This is a genomic window from Streptomyces sp. NPDC096176, from assembly GCF_044763255.1.
In the GTDB taxonomy this organism is placed as follows: domain Bacteria; phylum Actinomycetota; class Actinomycetes; order Streptomycetales; family Streptomycetaceae; genus Streptomyces.
Map to the genome: position 1 here is coordinate 116,384 of NZ_JBIWFV010000010.1, position 17,404 is coordinate 133,787.

Sequence of the window (17,404 nt, forward strand, 5' to 3'; positions counted from 1 at the left end):
GTGATCACTCTAGAGCGCGCAGCCGGAACCGTTGCAGCTTGCCGGTCGGTGTGCGGGGCAGTGCGTCGAGGAAAACGATCTCGCGCGGGCACTTGAAAGGAGTCAGCCGTGTCTTGACGAATTCCCGCAGCGCCTCCGCCGTGTCGTCCCCGGTCGCGGCGCCGCCGCGCAGGACGACGTAGGCCACGACGATCTGTCCCCTCACCTCGTCCGGCCGCCCGACGACCGCGGCCTCCGCGACGTCCGGATGGTGCAGCAGGGCGTCCTCGACCTCGGGGCCGGCGATGTTGTAGCCCGCGGAAATGATCATGTCGTCGGCGCGGGCGACGTAGCGGAACCAGCCGTCCGGTTCGCGTACGTAGCTGTCGCCGGTGAGATTCCAGCCGCCTCGGACGTACTCCGCCTGCCGGGGGTCGGCGAGGTAGCGGCAGCCGACGGGGCCGCGGACCGCGAGCAGCCCCGGCTCGCCGTCGGGCATCGGCACGCCCTCGGCGTCTACGACACGCGCCTGCCAGCCGGGCACCGGAAGGCCCGTCGTGCCCGGTCGGATCGCCTCGTCCGCGGCCGAGATGAAGATGTGCAACAGCTCGGTCGCACCGATGCCGTTGATGATCCGCAGCCCGGTCCGCTCGTGCCAGGCCTGCCATGTCGCGGCGGGCAGGTTCTCCCCGGCCGAGACACAGCGCCGCAGCGAGCCGGTGTCGTGGCCGTCGAGCCGGTCGAGCATCACCCGGTACGCCGTCGGCGCGGTGAACAGGACGGAGACCCGGTGCTCGGCGATCGCGGGGAGCAGCTGCCCAGGCCCCGCCTGTTCCAGCAGCAGTGCGCAGGCTCCGACACGCATCGGGAAGACGACCAGACCGCCCAGTCCGAAGGTGAAGCCGAGCGGCGGGCTGCCGGCGAACACGTCGTCCGGCTCCGGCCGCAGCACATGCTCGGAGAACGTGTCGGCGATCGCGAGTACGTCCCGGTGGAAGTGCATGCACCCCTTGGGACGGCCCGTCGTGCCGGAGGTGAATGCGATCAGCGCGACGTCGTCGGCGGCGGTGCGCACCGCCTCGTACGGCTCCGCCGTGCCGGCGGCGGCCAGGCGCAGCAGATCGTCGGGCGCATCGCCGCCGAACGAGGTGGTCCGCAGCCCCGGTACCTCCGCCTTGACCAGGTCGTCGACCGAGCGGATGTCGCACAGGGCGTGGGAGACCGCGGCGATCTCGCAGACGGTCGACAGCTCCTTGGCGCGGTGCTGGGCGAGGACCGTCACCGCCACGCCACCCGCCTTCATCACGGCGAGCCAGCACGCCGCGAGGGACGGTGTCGTGGGCCCGCGCAGCAGCACCCGGTTGCCCGGGACGACCCCGAGCTCCGAGGTGAGGACGTGCGCGATCCGGTCGACCTGATCCCGCAGGTCCCCGTACGACCAGATCTCGCCGCCGCCGGAGCGGAAGACGGGGCGGTCGGCGCCGAAGCGCTCGATGGTGCGGTCCAGCAGTTCGACGCCGCAGTTGAGCCGCTGCGGGTACTGCAGCGAGGGCAGGTCGAAGAGGAGGTCCGGCCACTGCCCGATGGGCGGCAGCTGCTCGCGCGCGAATGTGTCGAGGTGGGCCGAGGGTGACAGCTCCATGGTTCGCCCCCTTCTCGTGTTGGGGTCGCGAAACGAGCGTATCGTGATGGTGACGACAGTCAACGGTCCGCGATAGATGCGTCTGAACTGGGGGCACGAATGCCCGTATTTTCGCTCGATCCGGCACAGACCGCCTGGTGTGCCCAGCTGCGCACCCAGGCCGAGGCACGGCTCCGGCCCCTCGCGGAGAAAGGCGAACCGGGCCGCGTCAACCGGCCCTTGCTGGCAGCGCTCGGCGAACTGGGCCTGTTGAAGCGCCTCTTCACGGCCGGTGCGCTCGAACTCTGCCTGCTCCGCGAGTCCCTGGCGTACGGCTGCACCGAGGCCGAGACCGCCCTCGCCCTCCAGGGCCTCGGCACCTCGCCGCTCGTCCAGGCGGGTACCGATGCGCAGCGGGAACGCTGGCTCCCTGAGGTCGTCTCGGGCCGTGCCGTCGCCGCGTTCGCGCTCTCCGAGCCCGACGCGGGCTCGGACGCCGCCGCCCTGGCGCTCAAGGCGGTGTCGGACGGCCGCGGCTGGCGGCTGAGCGGTGAGAAACGCTGGATCTCCAACGCCCCGGAAGCCGACTTCTACACCGTCTTCGCCCGGACCACGCAAGGGGCGGGAGCACGCGGCGTGACCGCCTTCCTCGTTCCGGCCGACCGGCCGGGCCTGACCGGCAGGGCGCTGGAAATGCTGTCCCCACACCCGATCGGCTCGCTCTGCTTCGACGACGTACCGGTCACCGCGGACGACACGGTCGGCGAGCACGACCAGGGATTCCGTGTCGCCATGAGTACGCTCAACCTCTTCCGCCCCAGCGTCGGCGCCTTCGCCGTCGGGATGGCCCAGGCCGCCCTGGACGCGACGATCACCCACACCGCGCGCCGCCGCGCCTTCGGCGGCCATCTCCAGGACCTCCAGGCGGTTGCCCACCGGGTCGCCGAGATGGCCACCCGTACCGAAGCCGCCCGGCTGCTCGTGTACGCCGCTGCGTCCGCGTACGACGCCGGTGCCGTCGACGTGCCGAAGCGTTCGGCGATGGCCAAGCTGCTGGCCACGGAGAGCGCCCAGTACGTCGTCGATTCGGCCGTCCAACTGCACGGCGCCCGCGCCCTCCAGCGCGGGCACCTCCTCGAACACCTCTATCGAGAGGTCCGCGCACCCCGGATCTACGAGGGCGCCACCGAGGTCCAGCGCACGATCATCGCCAAGGAGCTCTACGCCGAGGAGACCCCCGCATGAGCCTGTCCCGCCACAATCCGGCCGAGCTCTCCCCGCCGACCGGCTTCTCCCACGCCGTCACCGCTTCAGGAACCCGGCTGGTGTTCCTCGCCGGCCAGACGGCGCTCGACGGCGACGGCAAAGTCGTGGGCGAGACGCTCACCGAGCAGTTCGAGACGGCGCTGACGAACCTGCTCGCCGCCCTCTCGGCCGCCGACGGCACCCCGCAGCACCTGGCGCGCGTCACGATCTACGCCACCGACGTCGCCGACTACCGCGCCCATGCCGGCGAACTCGGCCGCATCTGGCGCCGGCTGGCGGGCCGGGACTACCCGGCCATGGCGGTCATCGGAGTGGTCCGGCTCTGGGACGAGCAGTGCCTGGTGGAAGTGGACGGGGTGGCCGTGCTGCCCTGAGCCGGCGCCACGGTCCCAGCGGTCGCCGGCAGACAGGGAGAAGGCCCCGGCGCTCCTGTCGCCGAGGCCTTCGGTGCGCTCGGTTACGGGGCGGTCACCTGAGCGGTCCGGGGGCGGCCGGCCGACTGCGGCCGCCTCCGCCCCGGCTGCCGGCCGCCGCGGCCATCGCCAGGCCACAGAGCAGCGCGACCACGCCGACGATGATGTTGCTGACGACGCTACGGGTGGTGGCCATGTTGCCGGAGACGACCCATGGGGAAATGATCGTCCATGCACCGATGGCGCACGCGGCCCACGCCATGGCGTGGGTGCGATCGTATGCGGGGCTGAATCCGCCCAGGCACAGGGCGAAGGCGATTCCTGTGATCAGATTGCACACGGCCAGGTTGGTCAGCCCGCTGAAGCCGACGATCCAGGGCGAGGCCGCCAGGTAGAGGCCCGTGAGAAGGGCCAGTGTTTCAACGGCCTGGGCGCGCGGCGTAATGGTCGCCCGCTCGAAGCGGGAACGCATCTCGGCCAGGTCCGGGTGTTGCGCGATGTCTGCGTGGGTGGTCATGGTGGGCCGCCTCCTGTCAGCAGCCTTATGTGTCCTTTATGTCCATGGAACGCCTGTCCGGGCGGTCGGTCAACCGGAGAATCACGGCTGCTCGGCCGTGTCAAGCGCATGGCTGCGCCAGTGACTCGGGAACATCCTCTTGGGTCCGGCGTCGTCAACCGCAAGCCGCGCCCGGCGCGGGAGGGGCCCGTCCGGGAGGTGTCCACCGCCGTCGGCCGCGCACCCCGGACGCTACGTACGGCCCTTCTCGGCAGCGCCGATCCTGTCCGCGGCGACCTGCAGGAAGCCGATGAACTCGCGCACGAGGTCGGCCGGCCTACGGCGGTGCACGATGCTGATCTCGCGTGCCGGTGCCACTCCGTGCAGGCGGCGGACCGAAATCCGGTGGCGCTCCGCGCCGGTCAGCACGCTCGCGGGGACGAGCGCGACACCCAGCCCGGCACCGACCAGCGCCAGGATGACGTGGTAGTCGGCGGACTCGTAGGCGACGCGCAGACGGATGTCCGCGGCACGAGCGAGAGCGTCGAGACAGATCCGGTTCGGGACGCCCGGTGCGCCCGAGATCCAGGTCTCGTCCCTGAGCCGGCCGAGGCCGACACTGCGGCGTGCCGTGCCGGCCACGAGCCGATGCCCGGCGGGAAGCACCAGCCGCAGCGGATCGTGGAGGAGAGGACTGCGGTCCAGCCCGGGATGGGGTCGTTGCGGCACACCGGGGTAGCGGTGGGTGATCAACGCGTCCAGATCGCCGGACGTCACCAGGCCGTAGCCGTCGGGCGGCTCGATGTCGACGAGCGACAGCTCCGCCCCGGGATGCCTGCCCCGGAGTGTGGCGAGCGCGGCGGGCACCAGCACCTGGCCCGCGGTGGCGAAGGACCCCAGCGCGAGACGTTCCGGCTGGACCCCCATGGCCGCATCGACCGCGGCACGTGCCTGCCGCAGCTCCCCGATCACCCGCTCCCCGTGCTCGACCAGGACAGCGCCGACCGGAGTCAGCGTGACGCCGGTGGGGCGGCGCTCCAAGAGACGTGCGCCGAGCTCCGACTCGAGTTTGGAGATCTGCTGTGAGAGCGCGGACGGAGTGAAGGCCAGGTTGCGCGCCGCTTCGGCGATGGACCTGGCGTGTGCCACCTCCACCAGGACCCGCAGCCGACCGACGTCCAGCTCTCGCACCATGCCTCATCGTAAGCACAGCTAATGACGGGCCACTGATCGTTGCTGGTGCTTCACGCGCCGGGTGCGCAGGATGGACGCATGGACAGCCTCATGCAGACGCTCTCGGCCACCGATGTCCGTCGGGCCGCCGACAGGATCCGTCCCTACGCCCGCCGTACGCCGCTGCTGGAAGTGGAGATGGACGGCCGGCGCGTCCTGCTGAAACTGGAGTACCTGCAGCGCAGCGGTTCGTTCAAACTGCGCGGCGCGCTCAACGCGATCCTCTCCGGACCATCGGCCGATCACGTGGTGGCGGCGTCCGGCGGCAACCACGGGCTGGCGGTCGCGACGGCCGCCGCGCTGCTCGATGTCCCGGCGACGGTGTACGTCCCCGAGACGGTGCCGGAGGCGAAGGCGCTGCGCATCGTGACCGCGGGCGCGCGACTCGTCCGGCACGGCGCCACCTTCGCCGAGGCGGCCTCGGCCGCCTCGGAGGCGGCGGCGCGGTCGGGGTACCGGTTCCTCCACGCCTACGACGACCCGATGGTCGTCGCCGGACAGGGAACCGTGGCGGCCGAGATCGTGGCCGACGCTCCCGATGTCGACGCGCTCGTCGTGGCGGCCGGGGGCGGCGGGCTCGCCGCCGGCACCGCCCTCGCGAGCGGTGGGCGCGGCGTCGTGGCCGTCGAACCGGAACACTGCCGGTGCCTGCACGACGCGCTGGCCGCCGGGAAGCCGGTGGACTCCGCCGTGGACTCCGTCGCCGCTTCCGCGACGGGCGCGACCAGGGTGGGCGAGATCCCGTTCGGCATCCTCGCCGCGCACGGGGTGACGTCCCTTCTCGTCGGCGACGACCGGATTCTGCGGGCGCGCGACCGGCTGTGGGACGAGTGCCGGATCGCCGCGGAACCGGCAGCGGCGGCACCGCTCGCCGCGTGGCTGGCGGGAGAGGTCCCGGGTGAGAGGCCGTGTCTGGTGATCTGCGGAGCCAACGTCGCCTGGGCCGGCGAGTGACGCCCTGTCACATCGACCGACGGGGGCGCCGGTACTCGCCGGCGCCTCTCTCCCTAGAGCACGAACCCGTGCGGGAACGGATCGTCCGGATCGAGGAGGTAGTTCGCCGTGCCGGTGATCCACGCCCGGCCGGAGAATTCGGGCACGACGGCGGGCAGCCCGCCGACCTCGGCCGTGCCGACCAGGCGGCCGGTGAAGCGAGTGCCGATGAACGACTCGTTGACGAACTCGGTGTCCAGCGGCAGCTCGCCGCGCGCATACAGCTGTGCCATCCGCGCCGAGGTGCCCGTGCCGCACGGCGACCGGTCGAACCAGCCGGGATGGATGGCCATGGCGTTCCGGGAGTGCTTGGCGTCGGAGCCGGGGGCCAGGAACTGCACATGCTTGCAGCCGCCGATGAGCGGATCTTCCGGATGCACCGGACGCCTCTGTTCGTTCACCGCCCGCATGACCGACAGACCGGCGGCGAGAATGTCGTCCTTGCGCGCACGGTCGAACGGCAGCCCCAGCCGGTCCAGTTCGGTGATGGCGTAGAAGTTCCCGCCGTAGGCCATGTCGTAGCGGACGACGCCGAGGCCCGGAACCTCCACGGCAGCGTTCAGCTCGGTGACGAACGACTTCACATTGCGCAGCGTGACCTGTTCCGCGACGCCGTCGCGTACGGTGACGCGCGCCTCGATCAGGCCGGCGGGCGTGTCGAGGCGTACGACAGTCTCCGGCTCGGTCACCGTGACCATCCCCGTCTCGACCAGCACGGTCGCCACCCCGATGGTGCCGTGTCCGCACATCGGCAGGAATCCGCTGACCTCGACGTACAGCACGCCCCAGTCGGCGTCCGGCCGGGTCGGCGGTTGGAGGATCGCGCCGCTCATCGCCGAGTGCCCGCGCGGCTCGTCGACCAGATAGCGGCGCAGCGGGTCGAGGTGCTCCACGGCGTGACGCCGGCGCTCTGCCATGGTGGCGCCGGGGACGGGTCCGACTCCACCGGTGACGACCCGAGTGGGCATGCCCTCGGTGTGGGAGTCGACGGCACTGATAGTGCGGACGGAACGCATCAGAGCACCCCCTTCCCGAGTGCCGCGACCGCCCGGGCCATGTCGGCCTCCACCTGTTCGCGCTGAGCCGGCGTCAGCGGACCGCGGGGCGGGCGGCAGGCGCCGCCGAACCGGCCGACATGCTCCATGCCGAGCTTGATGGCCTGCACGAACTCGGTGCGCGAGTCCCAGCGGAAGGCCGCGACCAGCGGTTCGTACAGCGCGCGTGCCTCCTCCAGCCGCCCGGCCGTGGCGAGCTCGAACAGCCGCACCGACTCGGCGGGGAAGACGTTCGGAAACCCGGCGAACCAGCCGGTGGCACCCATCAGCAGGCTCTCCAGCACCACGTCGTCGGCGCCGCTGATCACGTCCAGGCCCGGCGCGGTCTCCCTGATCTCCAGCACCCGTCGCACGTCGCCGGAGAACTCCTTCACCGCCACGACGTTGTCGATGCAGGCGATCTCGGCGAGCAGGTCGGGGGTGAGGTCCACCTTGGTGTCGATGGGGTTGTTGTAGACCATCACCGGCAGGCCTACGGACGCCACGGTCTCGAAGTGGGCGAGAACCTCCGCCCTGTTGGCGCGGTACATCGTCGGCGGCAGGCACAGCAGCCCGTCGGCGCCGTCCTCGGCCGCCAGTTCGGCCCAGTGCCTCGCCTGGTGCGATCCGGCGCCGTGCACTCCCACGACGACCTTGCCCGAGCCGTCGACCGCCTCGATCGCGGTACGGGCCACGGCCCGCCGTTCGTCGTCGGTCAGCGACGAGTACTCGCCCAGGGAGCCGTTCGGCCCGACGCCGTGACAGCCGTTGTCGACCAGCCACTTGCAGTGCTCCGCGTACCGGTCGAGGTCCACCGCCAGGCCGGCGGGTGCCGACGCCTGCTCGAAATAGGGGAGGGCGGTGGCCACGACCACGCCGCCGAGCCCTGCGACCTGCTGCGTGCTGACGCTCACGAATCGTTCTCCTTCGTACGGGCGGGACGGGCCGGACGCCTCGCGGGGGCCGCGGGGGCCGTGCGGTAGGGGTCGTCGGGGATCGGGTCGGGTGGCCGTGCCAGGTCGCCGAGACGGATGGGCTGGGCGATCGGCCGGCGGTGCGGGGAGGCGGGCGGCAGCCCGTCGACAGGGCCGTCGACGGGCTGTCCGTCGACAGAGTCGTGCGGGGGCGGTGCGGCGCGCAGTCGCTCGGCGAGTGCGGCCACGGTGGGGCCGCAGATACGGGCCTGGCACGGGCCGAGGCCTGCGCGGGTCGTCAGTTTGGCGACCCGGGCGGCCCCGCCGGCCGCATCGGCGGCGGCCCGGCACAGGGCGGCGTAGTCGGTCTCCTCACAGCGGCAGACGACCGTCTCCGGCCGCAGCCATCCGGGCCAGGCCGCGCCGACGGGATGCGCCCGGTCCAGCCGGTCGGCGAACGCTCGCCCCTGGTCCCTCTGCCGGCGGAGCCGGCGCAGGGCGGGGGATGCCCGGCCGCCGCCGGCGATCCACCCGGCGAGCAGCCCCTCGGCCCGCGCCGCCGGGGCGCCCGCGATACCGGTGATCTCACCGGCGGCGTACACGGCGGCGCTGCTGGTGCGCTGGTCGTCGTCGACCTCGACGAACTCGGCCCCCGCCGCGGCGCGCAGTGCGCAGCCGGCGGCAAGGGCCAACTCGAGTTGCGGGGTGAAGCCGTGGGTGACGCACAGCGCGTCCACCGCTGTGGTCCGGCAGGTGCCCGGCACCACCGACCAGTCCGGGCGAAGCCGTGCGGTGACGACCTCCTCCACCCGGCCGTCACCGCGTGCCTCGACGACGGCCCGGCCCGATCTCCAGGGCACCCGATGGCGGATCAGGACGGCCCCGTAGCGGAGGAGTTCGCCGGCCTTGCCCGCCTGAGCGGTCAGGTCCCAGGGCCGGTGCGACCATCCGCGCGCCACGGTGCCGGGCACGTTGGCCTCGAGCACCTCGAGCACCTGGGAGCCGGCCTCCAGCAGCGACGCGGCCACCGGCAGCAGGAACGGTCCCGTGCCGGCGACGACCACACGGTCCCCGACGACGACCCTTTCCCCCTTGGCCAGTGCCTGCGCCGCGCCGGCCGTGAACACGCCGGGAAGGTCCCAGCCGGGGAACGGGAGCACACGGTCGTGTGCTCCCGTGGCCAGCACCAGCGCGTCCGGGGCGAGTACATGACGGGGCCGCCCGGCGCCGTCGCAGGGTCCGCGCAGCACGTGCACCCGCGGCGGCCCCGGCTCGCCGGGAGCGGGCCGCTCCAGCGCCCACACCGATGTCCCGGGCAGCCAGGTGCAGTGAGGGTGCGTCAGCACGTGCCGGCGCCGGCGGTCGAAGGCGCGCCGCCCGTGCTGGAGCCGTCCGGGGTGGGCGGCCTCATAGGCGTCGGGCAGCATTCGGTGGTACTGGCCGCCGGGCTGCTCGGCGGTGTCGATCAGCGTCACTTCGGCGCCCGCGCGGAGCGCCGCCTCGGCGGCGGCGAGGCCCGCGGGGCCCGCGCCGACGACGACGACATGGCGGCCCGTCAACTCTGCGCCCCCGTCTGCCCGGAAGCCCCGGTCGGCCCCGTATGCCCGGAAGCCCCGGTCGGCCCGCCCGCCGTGGTCGGCGCCGTGGGCGCGTCCGCTGCCCCGGACCCTTCCGTCGACGTCCGTCCCCGGGCCTCGACCGACGCCGTCGACTCGGCCACCACAGGCGGGTCCGGCAACCGGGACTGGGTGCTCACCACATCGCCCTCTCGGGCGCGGCGGCGGCAGGCGCGCACGTCGCGCTCCTGCCCCACCGTCACCAGGCAGTCGAAGCAGACGCCGATTCCGCAGAACACTCCGCGGGGGGCGCCGGAGGGCCCGCGCCGCCAGGACAGACGGCCGGCGGCGAGCATCACCCCCGCCAGAGTCTGACCGTCGACACCTTCCATGGGTTCGCCGTCGACGGTGATCCGCAAGGGCCGGTCACGCCGGCCGACGGCGTCGGATCCCGTGGGGACAATCCGGGGGCTCATCCCGTCTCCCTCATGTCGTCTCCCTCATGCCGACTCCTCGTTCACGGTGGACGCCGCGCCCAGCACCGCCGGCCGGTCCACCCGGAAGGCTGTCGCGTCGATGTCCGTCGGGCGGCCCAGCATCAGGTTCCGCAGGAGCAGCGCGGTGCCGAGCGACAACCCGATGCCGGCGCCTTCGTGGCCGGTTGCGTGCCACAGTCCCGGGAGACGGGGGTCGGGGCCGATGACCGGCAGGTGGTCGGGCACGTACGGGCGGAACCCTCCGTAGGCGCGCATCACCGGGACGTCCGCCAGGCCCGGGAACAGCCGCAGCGCCTTGACTGCGATCGCGGAGAGCACCTCGGGCCGCAGCCGGTCGTCGAAGCCGACCCGGCGGCGCGAGGAACCCAGAAGCACGCTGCCCGCCCGTGTCGACTCCACCACCGCCGATGTCTGCAGGTCCTCCGCGCTGCTGCCGACGGCGCCCACGTAGTCGGCGTCGTAGACCTTGTGGAAGACCATGGGCGGCAACGGCGTGGTCACGAGGATGTCGCCGCGCCGGGGCCTGACGTCGACAGGCGCTCCGAGGCGGGCGGCCAGTTCACCGGACCACGGGCCGGCGGCGTTGACGCACACATCCGCGTCGAGGAGGCCCGCCGATGTGCGGATCCCGGTGAGACGACCCCCGCGGGTGACCGCACCCAGCACCTCGCAGCCGGTCCGCAGCACCGCGCCCGCCGTGAGCGCGTCCGTCAGCAGGGCGACGGCCGCGCCGGCGGGCTGGACCTGCGCGTCGTCGGGGTAGTGCAGCGCCGCGGTGTGGTCACGGGTGACGTAGGGCTCGGCCTCTGCGAGTGCGTCCGCGTCGAGGGCCTCCGCCCGTACTCCGGCCTCGCGCTGGGTGGCGGCGAAACGGGACAGCTCACTGGCTCCGGTGGCGGTGGTCGCGACGACGATGCCGCCCTTGGGCTCCCACTCGACGGCCGCGACCGCCTCGGCGCCGTGCGACGACCGTTCGGCGACGGCCTCGAGCACCTCGGGCCACAGGGCGCGGGACAGTTGGGCGAGCCGCAGCTCGGGGCCGGGACCCTTGTCGGAGATCAGCACGTTGCCCTCGCCGTGCGACGTGGTCGCCGCGGCGGGGCCGCCGCGGTCGACGACGGTGACGGCGAAGCCGGCCAAGGCGAGTTCGCGGGCGCAGGCGGCACCGACGATCCCGGCGCCCAGCACTGCCACACGCGTCCCGTTCACCGAGCCCCCAACCGTTCGCTCTACCGAACGAGATCGAGGCTAGGTCGGAGTCGGGGACGTGTCAACGGCCAAGCGAACGGCAGCTGGGGCACGAGAGCCGCCGGCGCGTGCGCCTCCCTCAGGACGGGGGCCGCGGCGCGGAGTGCGGTGTCTGCGGGTGCGGCTGCTGGTCCGACCGGTGCTGCAGCAGCAGTACGGAGCGCACGGTGCCCTCGATCGCCAGGTACCGGTGCGGCAGAGAGGCGTCGAAGTACACGTAGTCGCCCGGCCCCAGTTCCACCTCGTGTCCGCCGACGTCCACGCTCAGCCTTCCGGACTGTACGACGGTGTGTTCGGTGCCGGCGTGGCCGAGCGACTCCTGTCGGCGATCCGCACGGAACTGCTGGTCGTAGACCTCGAGGATGGTGTCGCCCGTCTCGATCCGCCGGAGCGCGCGCAGATCGACGCCCTCGCCGCTGAGCACCTCCACGTCTGCGGCGCGCACCACGGTCGGACCGCCCGGGGGACGGGTGTCCAGCAGGTCCGACACCGGCAACCCCAGGGCGCGGGACAGGCTGAACACCGTCTCGATGGTCGGGTTGCCGTTTCCGGACTCCAGCTGAGACAGCGTCGCCTTGCCGATCCTGGAGCGCCGGGACAGCTCGGAGATCGAGAGCCCGCGCTGGGTTCTCGCCCGTCTGAGGTTGGTCGCCAGCATCTCCTGGATCGAACCACCGTGGTCGCTCACGTCCGCCCCTCCGTCGCCATCGTTCTGTATATCGAACGATCTGTCGTTCGGTCCGCCGATCATCGCGGCTCGTCGGAGGGCCCGGCAAATGCCGCCGTCAGCCGAGTGCGTTCGGCTGCTCGTCCACGGCGTCCTCGGTCACGGGCGGGGCCAGGCGTTGAGCCGGGGTTCTGCTGCGGGCGGTGTGCGCGGCCGCGGCGCTCGCGGCAGGGTCGCGGTTCGCCGGCGCGGTGCCGATGGCACGGTGGTCCTCGTCGCCGGCGCGCTTGAACTCCCCGCCTTCCGGCACATCGTCCAGGGGCTCACCGCCGGAGCGGTCAAGGGGGTGAGTGCGGGCACCCACGTGCGAGGGCCCGGATCGGCGTACGCCGATCCGGGCCCTTACACCTGTGACGAGCACCGGCAGTCTCCGTCGAGGCGACTGCCGCGCGCGGCGATGCACGGAGCCGCCCCTGCGTCACCGGTCGGGGTGCAGGTTCCGGTGAATGGCACTCGCCACACTCTCGATCGTGTCCATGCCGTAGTCCCATCCCGCATCCGGATGCCCGTGTGCGGGAACCCGGTTGTTCTCGGTGAGCACCACCAGGCCGTAGTCGTACGCACGGCCGGTGAACGCGCCCATGCTGTGGACCTTCCAGTCCCCGCGGTCCCACGGGTTCCTGAGGTTCGCGTCGGAACGCTGAAGCCATCCGTTCTTGACCTGCACGGCGGCGTCGGAGGGCGCCCCGGCGGGCGCTCCCCACCGCTGATCGTCCTGCACGTCACGCATCAGCCCGAGGATGTAGGCGCGCTCTTCCTCGTCCAGAACCGTGTCGTCCTCCCCGGTCAGCAGGGCGAGCAGAGTGGCCTGGTCCCTGGCGGTGACCTGCGTCAGGCCCATGAACCCGGCTTCGTTAATGGCGGTGTTCGTCATTCCGGCCTCGTCCAGAAAATGCTGGATGTTGTCGGGGCCTACGGTGTCCCACAGCATGTACGTCGACTGGTTGTCCGAATTCACGATCATTTTTCTGGCGAGATACTGCTCCTCGTCTGTCAAATACCCGTCTCTGATGTGGAGCAGCGCACCCAGGATCGTCGGCTTCACAATGCTCGCCGAGTCGAAGCGCTTGTCGGCGCGGTACGTGCAGGAAGTGCGCGTCGTCCGGTCGTACAGCGCTATGGAGACCCGGCTGTCGCGACTGGCCAGCGTCCGGGCTATGGCGCGGGTCAGGTCGTGGGCGAGCCGGGGTTTCCTGGAGGCGCATTCGATGAGCCCGCCCTTGAACGGCTGTGCGGTGGTTTCCACCTTCCCCTTCTGGCGGGAGGCCGGGGGAGCGTGGGCCGCCGAGGCCGAAACGGTAGGGGCGGCGGAAGCCGGATGCGGGGCGGGCGCGGGGGCGGAGGGTTCCCGCGAGGGCGCCGAGACGGATATGGCGAAGGCAAGGGAGACCGCGATGGAAATCGTCACCCAGGTCACTTTCGGCGTCGTCTCACGGACCATCAGCTCGTCGCCCTTTCGACCGTCAGCCCGCCTCTGCGCATTCGGCAGGCATCGATGCGGTGCGCGCGCCGTGTGGCGCCCTCGAATCGACGCTACAAGTGGGGCATTCGCCTGGCCTGTTCGGTCGGCCGATAGGTCTAGGCGGGCATGCGGCGAGCGGCTGATGAGGTGACAGGAGTGCCGCGGTTCGGGCCACCGCTTCCACGTGGCGCACCCGCTCGTGGGTGCAGGACTACGACGGCATCGCCTTCGTCGCCCGCTCCACCTGCTCACACCTGCTGCCGCGGTCGGAGGGGTGACGGACGTCCGGCCTCACGGCCACAGGTCGAGTACGGCGTCCAGCGTCAGCTTCCACATCGGTTCGGCACCCGTGCCGAACGCGGCGGCAAGCGCGTACCCGACCGACGCGTCGTAGAGCCCCGCGCCGCGCCCGGAGCCGGCCTCCGCCCTCCACTCGGCTGTCACGCTCCCGTCCCCGGTCGAAGTGAAGACGCCGAGAACTCTGCCGTCCCGCAACAGACGGCTGGTGTCGAGGGAATCGGGCACCAACAGGTAACGGCACCCCTGCACCCCGGACACGACCTCCACCCGGTACGACCGCCGGGTCAGAAAGCCCTTGGCGGGGCGCAGGGCTTCGTCGATGCCGTCAATCCTCAGGGTGAGACGCTCCGGGTCGCGCGTACCGATCGGCACGTGACTCTGCGGTGGCGTACCGGTGGTCCGTCGGATCTCGGCCCGCGGAAGAGCGCCGCCGCTCACGACCAGGGTCCCGGCCTCGTGGTCGAGTTCGCTGTCGACCACGCCGAAGAGCGGATCATCGGCAGGCACGTGCATCAACGGGTCCATCGACGCCCTTCTCTCCTGTTCACCCGGTGATCGTTATCCTGCCAGTCTCCGACAGGCGGCCGTGTCCGGTTCTGTTTTCGGCCGTACGGGCGGTGGTTTCGGCACGACGCCGCGAGCGCACGGACCCGGTGCGGAAGCGCGCCACTTCCTGCTCCAGGCGGGGGCGCGGGGGCAACACCGCCATTGATGCGACCCTCGCGCAGCCTCGGCCGGCCGGCAGTCGCCGGGACCGCGGCCCGTCGGAGCCCGCCCGCCGGAGGTGAGAAGTCCCACGGCCGCATCCGCACCCCCTCCTCGACCGCTTCTGGCAGTCGGACGGGGATGCGTCGGCGTACACGTGACGGCCGTTCAGATATCGCGGAAGAGACGAGCGAGCGCTGTGACCTGCCGTCATGGGTGCGTGGTGCCTGCTGAGCTGCGGTCGCCGGCGGCTGTGAGCCGGCGGAGCCTGCCAAGCCTCGGTCGCCCAGTGCAGCCACCATCGGATGCAAGTGGGTTGCGCGGCGATGCGGGCATCGGCATGAGCGCGCTGCTCGAGCATCTGGCGGATAGGACGCGGCCGTACGCGAGGGTGCTGAGGTTGTCCCGGGCCGCGAGCAGAGGTTGCGCTCGGCTACGCGGCCCTGCAGCGCTTGCCGGCACCGTTCGACGCACTGGCCGAGCGGCTCCCCGCGCCGCGGTGCGCCACTCGACTCGCGAGGGCGGACTCCATTTGGACAAGCCCAGGCGGAGAACCTCTGTTCAGTCGAGGATCGCGGTGGCTTCGATCTCGACCAGGTGGTCGGGTACGTCCAGTGCCGCAACGCCCAGCAGTGTGGCCGGCGGGACCGGGGTGACGCCCAGGTTCGCGGCCGCCCGGGTGATCCCCTCCAGGAGGAGGGGCATCTTGTCGGGGGTCCAGTCGACGACGTAGACGGTCAGTTTCGCCACGTCGTCGAAGGAGCCGCCGGCCTCGGCCAGGGCGGTGGCGATGTTGAGGTAGCACTGCTCGACCTGCGCGGCGAGGTTGCCTTCGCCGACCGTTGCCCCATCGGCATCCCAGGCGACCTGCCCGGCGATGAAGACCTGCTTCGAGCCCGTCGCGATCGACACCTGCCGGTAGACATCGATCTCGGGCAATCCGCTGGGGTTCACCAGGGTGATGGCCATATTGTCCGCCTCCTCGTCGGGAGAGTCCGTGGACTCTCGCGGTCTCTTGTGGTTACTCAGAAACCGTAGGAGAGTGACCGTTGACATGGAAGAACGCACTTTTCAGTGACTGGGGAACCTCATGGTGACCAAGCAGTTCAGGGGCCCAGCCGACCAAGCCGACCTGAGGCGCGCGGACTCCTTGGCGCGGGAGATCTTCTCCGACGTTGCCAATAAGTGGGCGTTGCTGATCATCGAGGCGCTTGGTGAACGCACCCTGCGCTTCAGCGAGCTGCGGAACGAGATCGAGGGCATCAGCCACAAGATGCTCACCCAGAACCTGCGCATGCTGGAGCGCTACGGGCTGCTGGAACGGACCGTGCACCCCACCGTGCCGCCGCGAGTCGAGTACACCCTGACCGAACCGGGCCAGGCCCTGCGCGTGACGATCGACGGCCTGTGTGACTGGACCCACCGGTACCTCGGCCACATCGAGTCCTCCCGCCGCCGTTTCGACTCCTGACACGTGGAGCGCTCCTAGGGAGTGTCGTCGAGGTAGCGTCGTCCGCCCGAAGGGCGGGGCCGGCGGCGTCTGGTGCGTGCGATCGCAAGGCGGAGGAAGGAGCCACTGCGGTGGGGGCGCCCCCGTGCCCGAAGGGCTACGGGGGACATGGGCGACTGACGACAACGCGGCTGGAGTCCCCCTCTGGGGGTGGGGGTACCCCCTGGCGCAGCTCAGGGGGAGCGTGCCGGGCGTCGGCGGCCAGAGGGGACTTTGACGACACGACCTAGCCGTATTGACCTGAAGCGTTGTTGACGCGGCTGACGGGTGGCCGGCCGCCGTGCTCGCCCTTAGGAGCCGCGGTATCGAGCCCTGCGAGCGTCGACTCGCGGATGTTGTCCCGCCCCTGTCTCCGCCATCGTCGCGAAGAGCGCGCACAGCAGCCGGCCGGGCCGCTCGGGTCGTACATCCCGGGCAGGGGCCCGGTGGGCATGTCCAAGGTCAGGCCGTTGGGCAGTCAGGACTATCGGGCGCGCGGCAGCAACAGGCAGGACAGACCGAACAGCAGAGCCGTGTGCAGACGTCGGAGAGTCGTCTTCATGCTGTCTCGTGCTGGAGACCGTCCAGGGCGGCGAGTTCGTCCTCGGACAGGCGCAGGGTGCCAGCGGCTACGTTCTGGGTGAGGTGGTCGGGGTTGCCTGTGCCGGGGATGGCCAGCACATGAGGGCCACGGTGCAGCGTCCACGCCAGCCGGATCTGCGCCGCGCTCACCCCGTGGACACGGGCGATGGCGTGCACCTGACTGTTATTGGTGGTCGTCGTCGCGCCGGCATCGCGTCCGGTGCCGGCGATCGAGTAGAACGGCACGAAGGCGACGCCTTGTTCACCGCAGGTGCGCAGGAACGCCTCCTGCTCGGGCGAGGCGCCGATGCCGTACATGTTCTGGACGCAGACCACCGGGGCGATGGCCTGGGCCTCGGCGAGATGATGGGGGCGGATGTTCGACAACCCCAGATGCCGGATGAGCCCGGCCTCGCGCAGTTCAGCCAGGGCACCGAAACGCTCGGCGATCGAATCGGTTCCCACAATGCGCAGGTTCACCACGTCCAGGTGGTCGCGGCCGAGCTGGCGCAGGTTCTCCTCGACCTGGCCGCGCAACTGCTCCGGGGTTGCATGGGGCAGCCATGCGCCCGACGGGTCCCGGCCCGGACCGACCTTGGTGGCGATGACGAGATCATCCGGGTAGGGCGCCAGCGCCTGGTTGATCAGCTCGTTGGCCGACCGTAGGGACGAGAAGTAGAACGCGGCGGTGTCGATGTGGTTCACCCCGAGCTCGACCGCACGGCGCAGCACACTGATCGCCCGCCCACGATCGCTCGGACAAGCGTCCGCCGCGAACGCCTCGCCGTTCTGCGTCAGGCGCATCGCGCCGAACCCGATCCGGTTGACCACCAGGTCGCCGAGTGTCCAACTGCCTGATGCCGCCGCGGTGATCGTCTCTGTTGTCATG

18 protein-coding genes are annotated in these 17,404 nt (G+C 71.4%); 4 read left to right on the plus strand and 14 right to left on the minus strand.

The features are described 5' to 3' along the window. Positions 1 to 4 precede the first annotated feature (4 nt). On the minus strand, positions 5 to 1,621 hold the full coding sequence (locus ACIQ7Q_RS26070) for an AMP-binding protein (RefSeq protein WP_403866790.1): 1,617 nt from the start codon (positions 1,619 to 1,621) through the stop codon (positions 5 to 7). A gap of 99 nt (positions 1,622 to 1,720) precedes the next feature. Here ACIQ7Q_RS26070 and ACIQ7Q_RS26075 point away from each other — a divergent pair, with 99 nt between their 5' ends. After that, positions 1,721 to 2,845 carry an acyl-CoA dehydrogenase family protein gene (locus ACIQ7Q_RS26075; RefSeq protein ID WP_403866793.1) on the plus strand — a complete coding sequence of 375 codons (1,125 nt, stop codon included), beginning with the start codon at positions 1,721 to 1,723 and terminating at the stop codon, positions 2,843 to 2,845. Next, positions 2,842 to 3,240, plus strand: a complete 399-nt coding sequence (locus ACIQ7Q_RS26080) for a RidA family protein (protein ID WP_403866796.1) — start codon at positions 2,842 to 2,844, stop codon at positions 3,238 to 3,240. The genes ACIQ7Q_RS26075 and ACIQ7Q_RS26080 overlap by 4 nt, the downstream gene beginning before the upstream one ends. A gap of 94 nt (positions 3,241 to 3,334) precedes the next feature. On the opposite strand, the gene ACIQ7Q_RS26085 is transcribed toward ACIQ7Q_RS26080, so the two are convergent. After that, positions 3,335 to 3,796, minus strand: a complete 462-nt coding sequence (locus tag ACIQ7Q_RS26085) for an SPW repeat protein (RefSeq protein WP_403866798.1) — start codon at positions 3,794 to 3,796, stop codon at positions 3,335 to 3,337. A gap of 231 nt (positions 3,797 to 4,027) precedes the next feature. Next, on the minus strand, positions 4,028 to 4,969 hold the full coding sequence (locus ACIQ7Q_RS26090) for a LysR family transcriptional regulator (RefSeq protein WP_403866801.1): 942 nt from the start codon (positions 4,967 to 4,969) through the stop codon (positions 4,028 to 4,030). Positions 4,970 to 5,047: 78 nt separating this feature from the next. On the opposite strand from ACIQ7Q_RS26090, the gene ACIQ7Q_RS26095 reads away from it, so the two are divergent. Continuing rightward, positions 5,048 to 5,962 (plus strand): serine/threonine dehydratase, encoded by a 915-nt coding sequence (locus ACIQ7Q_RS26095; protein WP_403866804.1) that lies wholly within the window; start codon positions 5,048 to 5,050, stop codon positions 5,960 to 5,962. A gap of 53 nt (positions 5,963 to 6,015) precedes the next feature. On the opposite strand, the gene ACIQ7Q_RS26100 is transcribed toward ACIQ7Q_RS26095, so the two are convergent. The 10 genes from ACIQ7Q_RS26100 to ACIQ7Q_RS26145 all read right to left on the minus strand — a co-directional run bounded on the left by ACIQ7Q_RS26100 (position 6,016) and on the right by ACIQ7Q_RS26145 (position 15,413). Then, positions 6,016 to 7,017 (minus strand): proline racemase family protein, encoded by a 1,002-nt coding sequence (locus ACIQ7Q_RS26100; protein ID WP_403866807.1) that lies wholly within the window; start codon positions 7,015 to 7,017, stop codon positions 6,016 to 6,018. Next, positions 7,017 to 7,949, minus strand: coding sequence for a dihydrodipicolinate synthase family protein (locus ACIQ7Q_RS26105; protein ID WP_403866810.1), 933 nt, complete (start codon positions 7,947 to 7,949; stop codon positions 7,017 to 7,019). The genes ACIQ7Q_RS26100 and ACIQ7Q_RS26105 overlap by 1 nt, the downstream gene beginning before the upstream one ends. After that, positions 7,946 to 9,508, minus strand: a complete 1,563-nt coding sequence (locus ACIQ7Q_RS26110) for an FAD-dependent oxidoreductase (protein WP_403866813.1) — start codon at positions 9,506 to 9,508, stop codon at positions 7,946 to 7,948. The genes ACIQ7Q_RS26105 and ACIQ7Q_RS26110 overlap by 4 nt, the downstream gene beginning before the upstream one ends. Next, complete coding sequence (locus ACIQ7Q_RS26115; RefSeq protein ID WP_403866815.1) at positions 9,505 to 9,981, minus strand: (2Fe-2S)-binding protein; 477 nt, start codon at positions 9,979 to 9,981, stop codon at positions 9,505 to 9,507. Before ACIQ7Q_RS26115 ends, ACIQ7Q_RS26110 begins: the two co-directional genes overlap by 4 nt. A gap of 24 nt (positions 9,982 to 10,005) precedes the next feature. Further along, on the minus strand, positions 10,006 to 11,211 hold the full coding sequence (locus tag ACIQ7Q_RS26120; protein WP_403866818.1) for an NAD(P)/FAD-dependent oxidoreductase: 1,206 nt from the start codon (positions 11,209 to 11,211) through the stop codon (positions 10,006 to 10,008). A 118-nt stretch (positions 11,212 to 11,329) separates the two neighbouring features. Beyond that, positions 11,330 to 11,938, minus strand: coding sequence for a helix-turn-helix domain-containing protein (locus ACIQ7Q_RS26125; protein ID WP_403866820.1), 609 nt, complete (start codon positions 11,936 to 11,938; stop codon positions 11,330 to 11,332). A gap of 97 nt (positions 11,939 to 12,035) precedes the next feature. Further along, a complete protein-coding gene (locus tag ACIQ7Q_RS26130; protein ID WP_403866823.1) occupies positions 12,036 to 12,338 on the minus strand; it encodes a hypothetical protein in 303 nt (100 codons plus the stop codon). Between the two features lie 57 nt (positions 12,339 to 12,395). Continuing rightward, positions 12,396 to 13,223 carry a serine hydrolase gene (locus ACIQ7Q_RS26135; RefSeq protein WP_403866826.1) on the minus strand — a complete coding sequence of 276 codons (828 nt, stop codon included), beginning with the start codon at positions 13,221 to 13,223 and terminating at the stop codon, positions 12,396 to 12,398. Positions 13,224 to 13,730: 507 nt separating this feature from the next. Next, positions 13,731 to 14,252 (minus strand): hypothetical protein, encoded by a 522-nt coding sequence (locus ACIQ7Q_RS26140; RefSeq protein ID WP_403866828.1) that lies wholly within the window; start codon positions 14,250 to 14,252, stop codon positions 13,731 to 13,733. A gap of 753 nt (positions 14,253 to 15,005) precedes the next feature. Then, complete coding sequence (locus tag ACIQ7Q_RS26145; RefSeq protein ID WP_403866831.1) at positions 15,006 to 15,413, minus strand: RidA family protein; 408 nt, start codon at positions 15,411 to 15,413, stop codon at positions 15,006 to 15,008. 121 nt (positions 15,414 to 15,534) lie between these two features. Between ACIQ7Q_RS26145 and ACIQ7Q_RS26150 the strand changes: the two genes are divergently transcribed. After that, positions 15,535 to 15,915 carry a winged helix-turn-helix transcriptional regulator gene (locus tag ACIQ7Q_RS26150; RefSeq protein WP_403866834.1) on the plus strand — a complete coding sequence of 127 codons (381 nt, stop codon included), beginning with the start codon at positions 15,535 to 15,537 and terminating at the stop codon, positions 15,913 to 15,915. Positions 15,916 to 16,491: 576 nt separating this feature from the next. Here ACIQ7Q_RS26150 and ACIQ7Q_RS26155 read toward each other — a convergent pair. Continuing rightward, positions 16,492 to 17,403, minus strand: coding sequence for an oxidoreductase (locus tag ACIQ7Q_RS26155; protein ID WP_403866836.1), 912 nt, complete (start codon positions 17,401 to 17,403; stop codon positions 16,492 to 16,494). Between the last annotated feature and the right edge of the window lies 1 nt (position 17,404).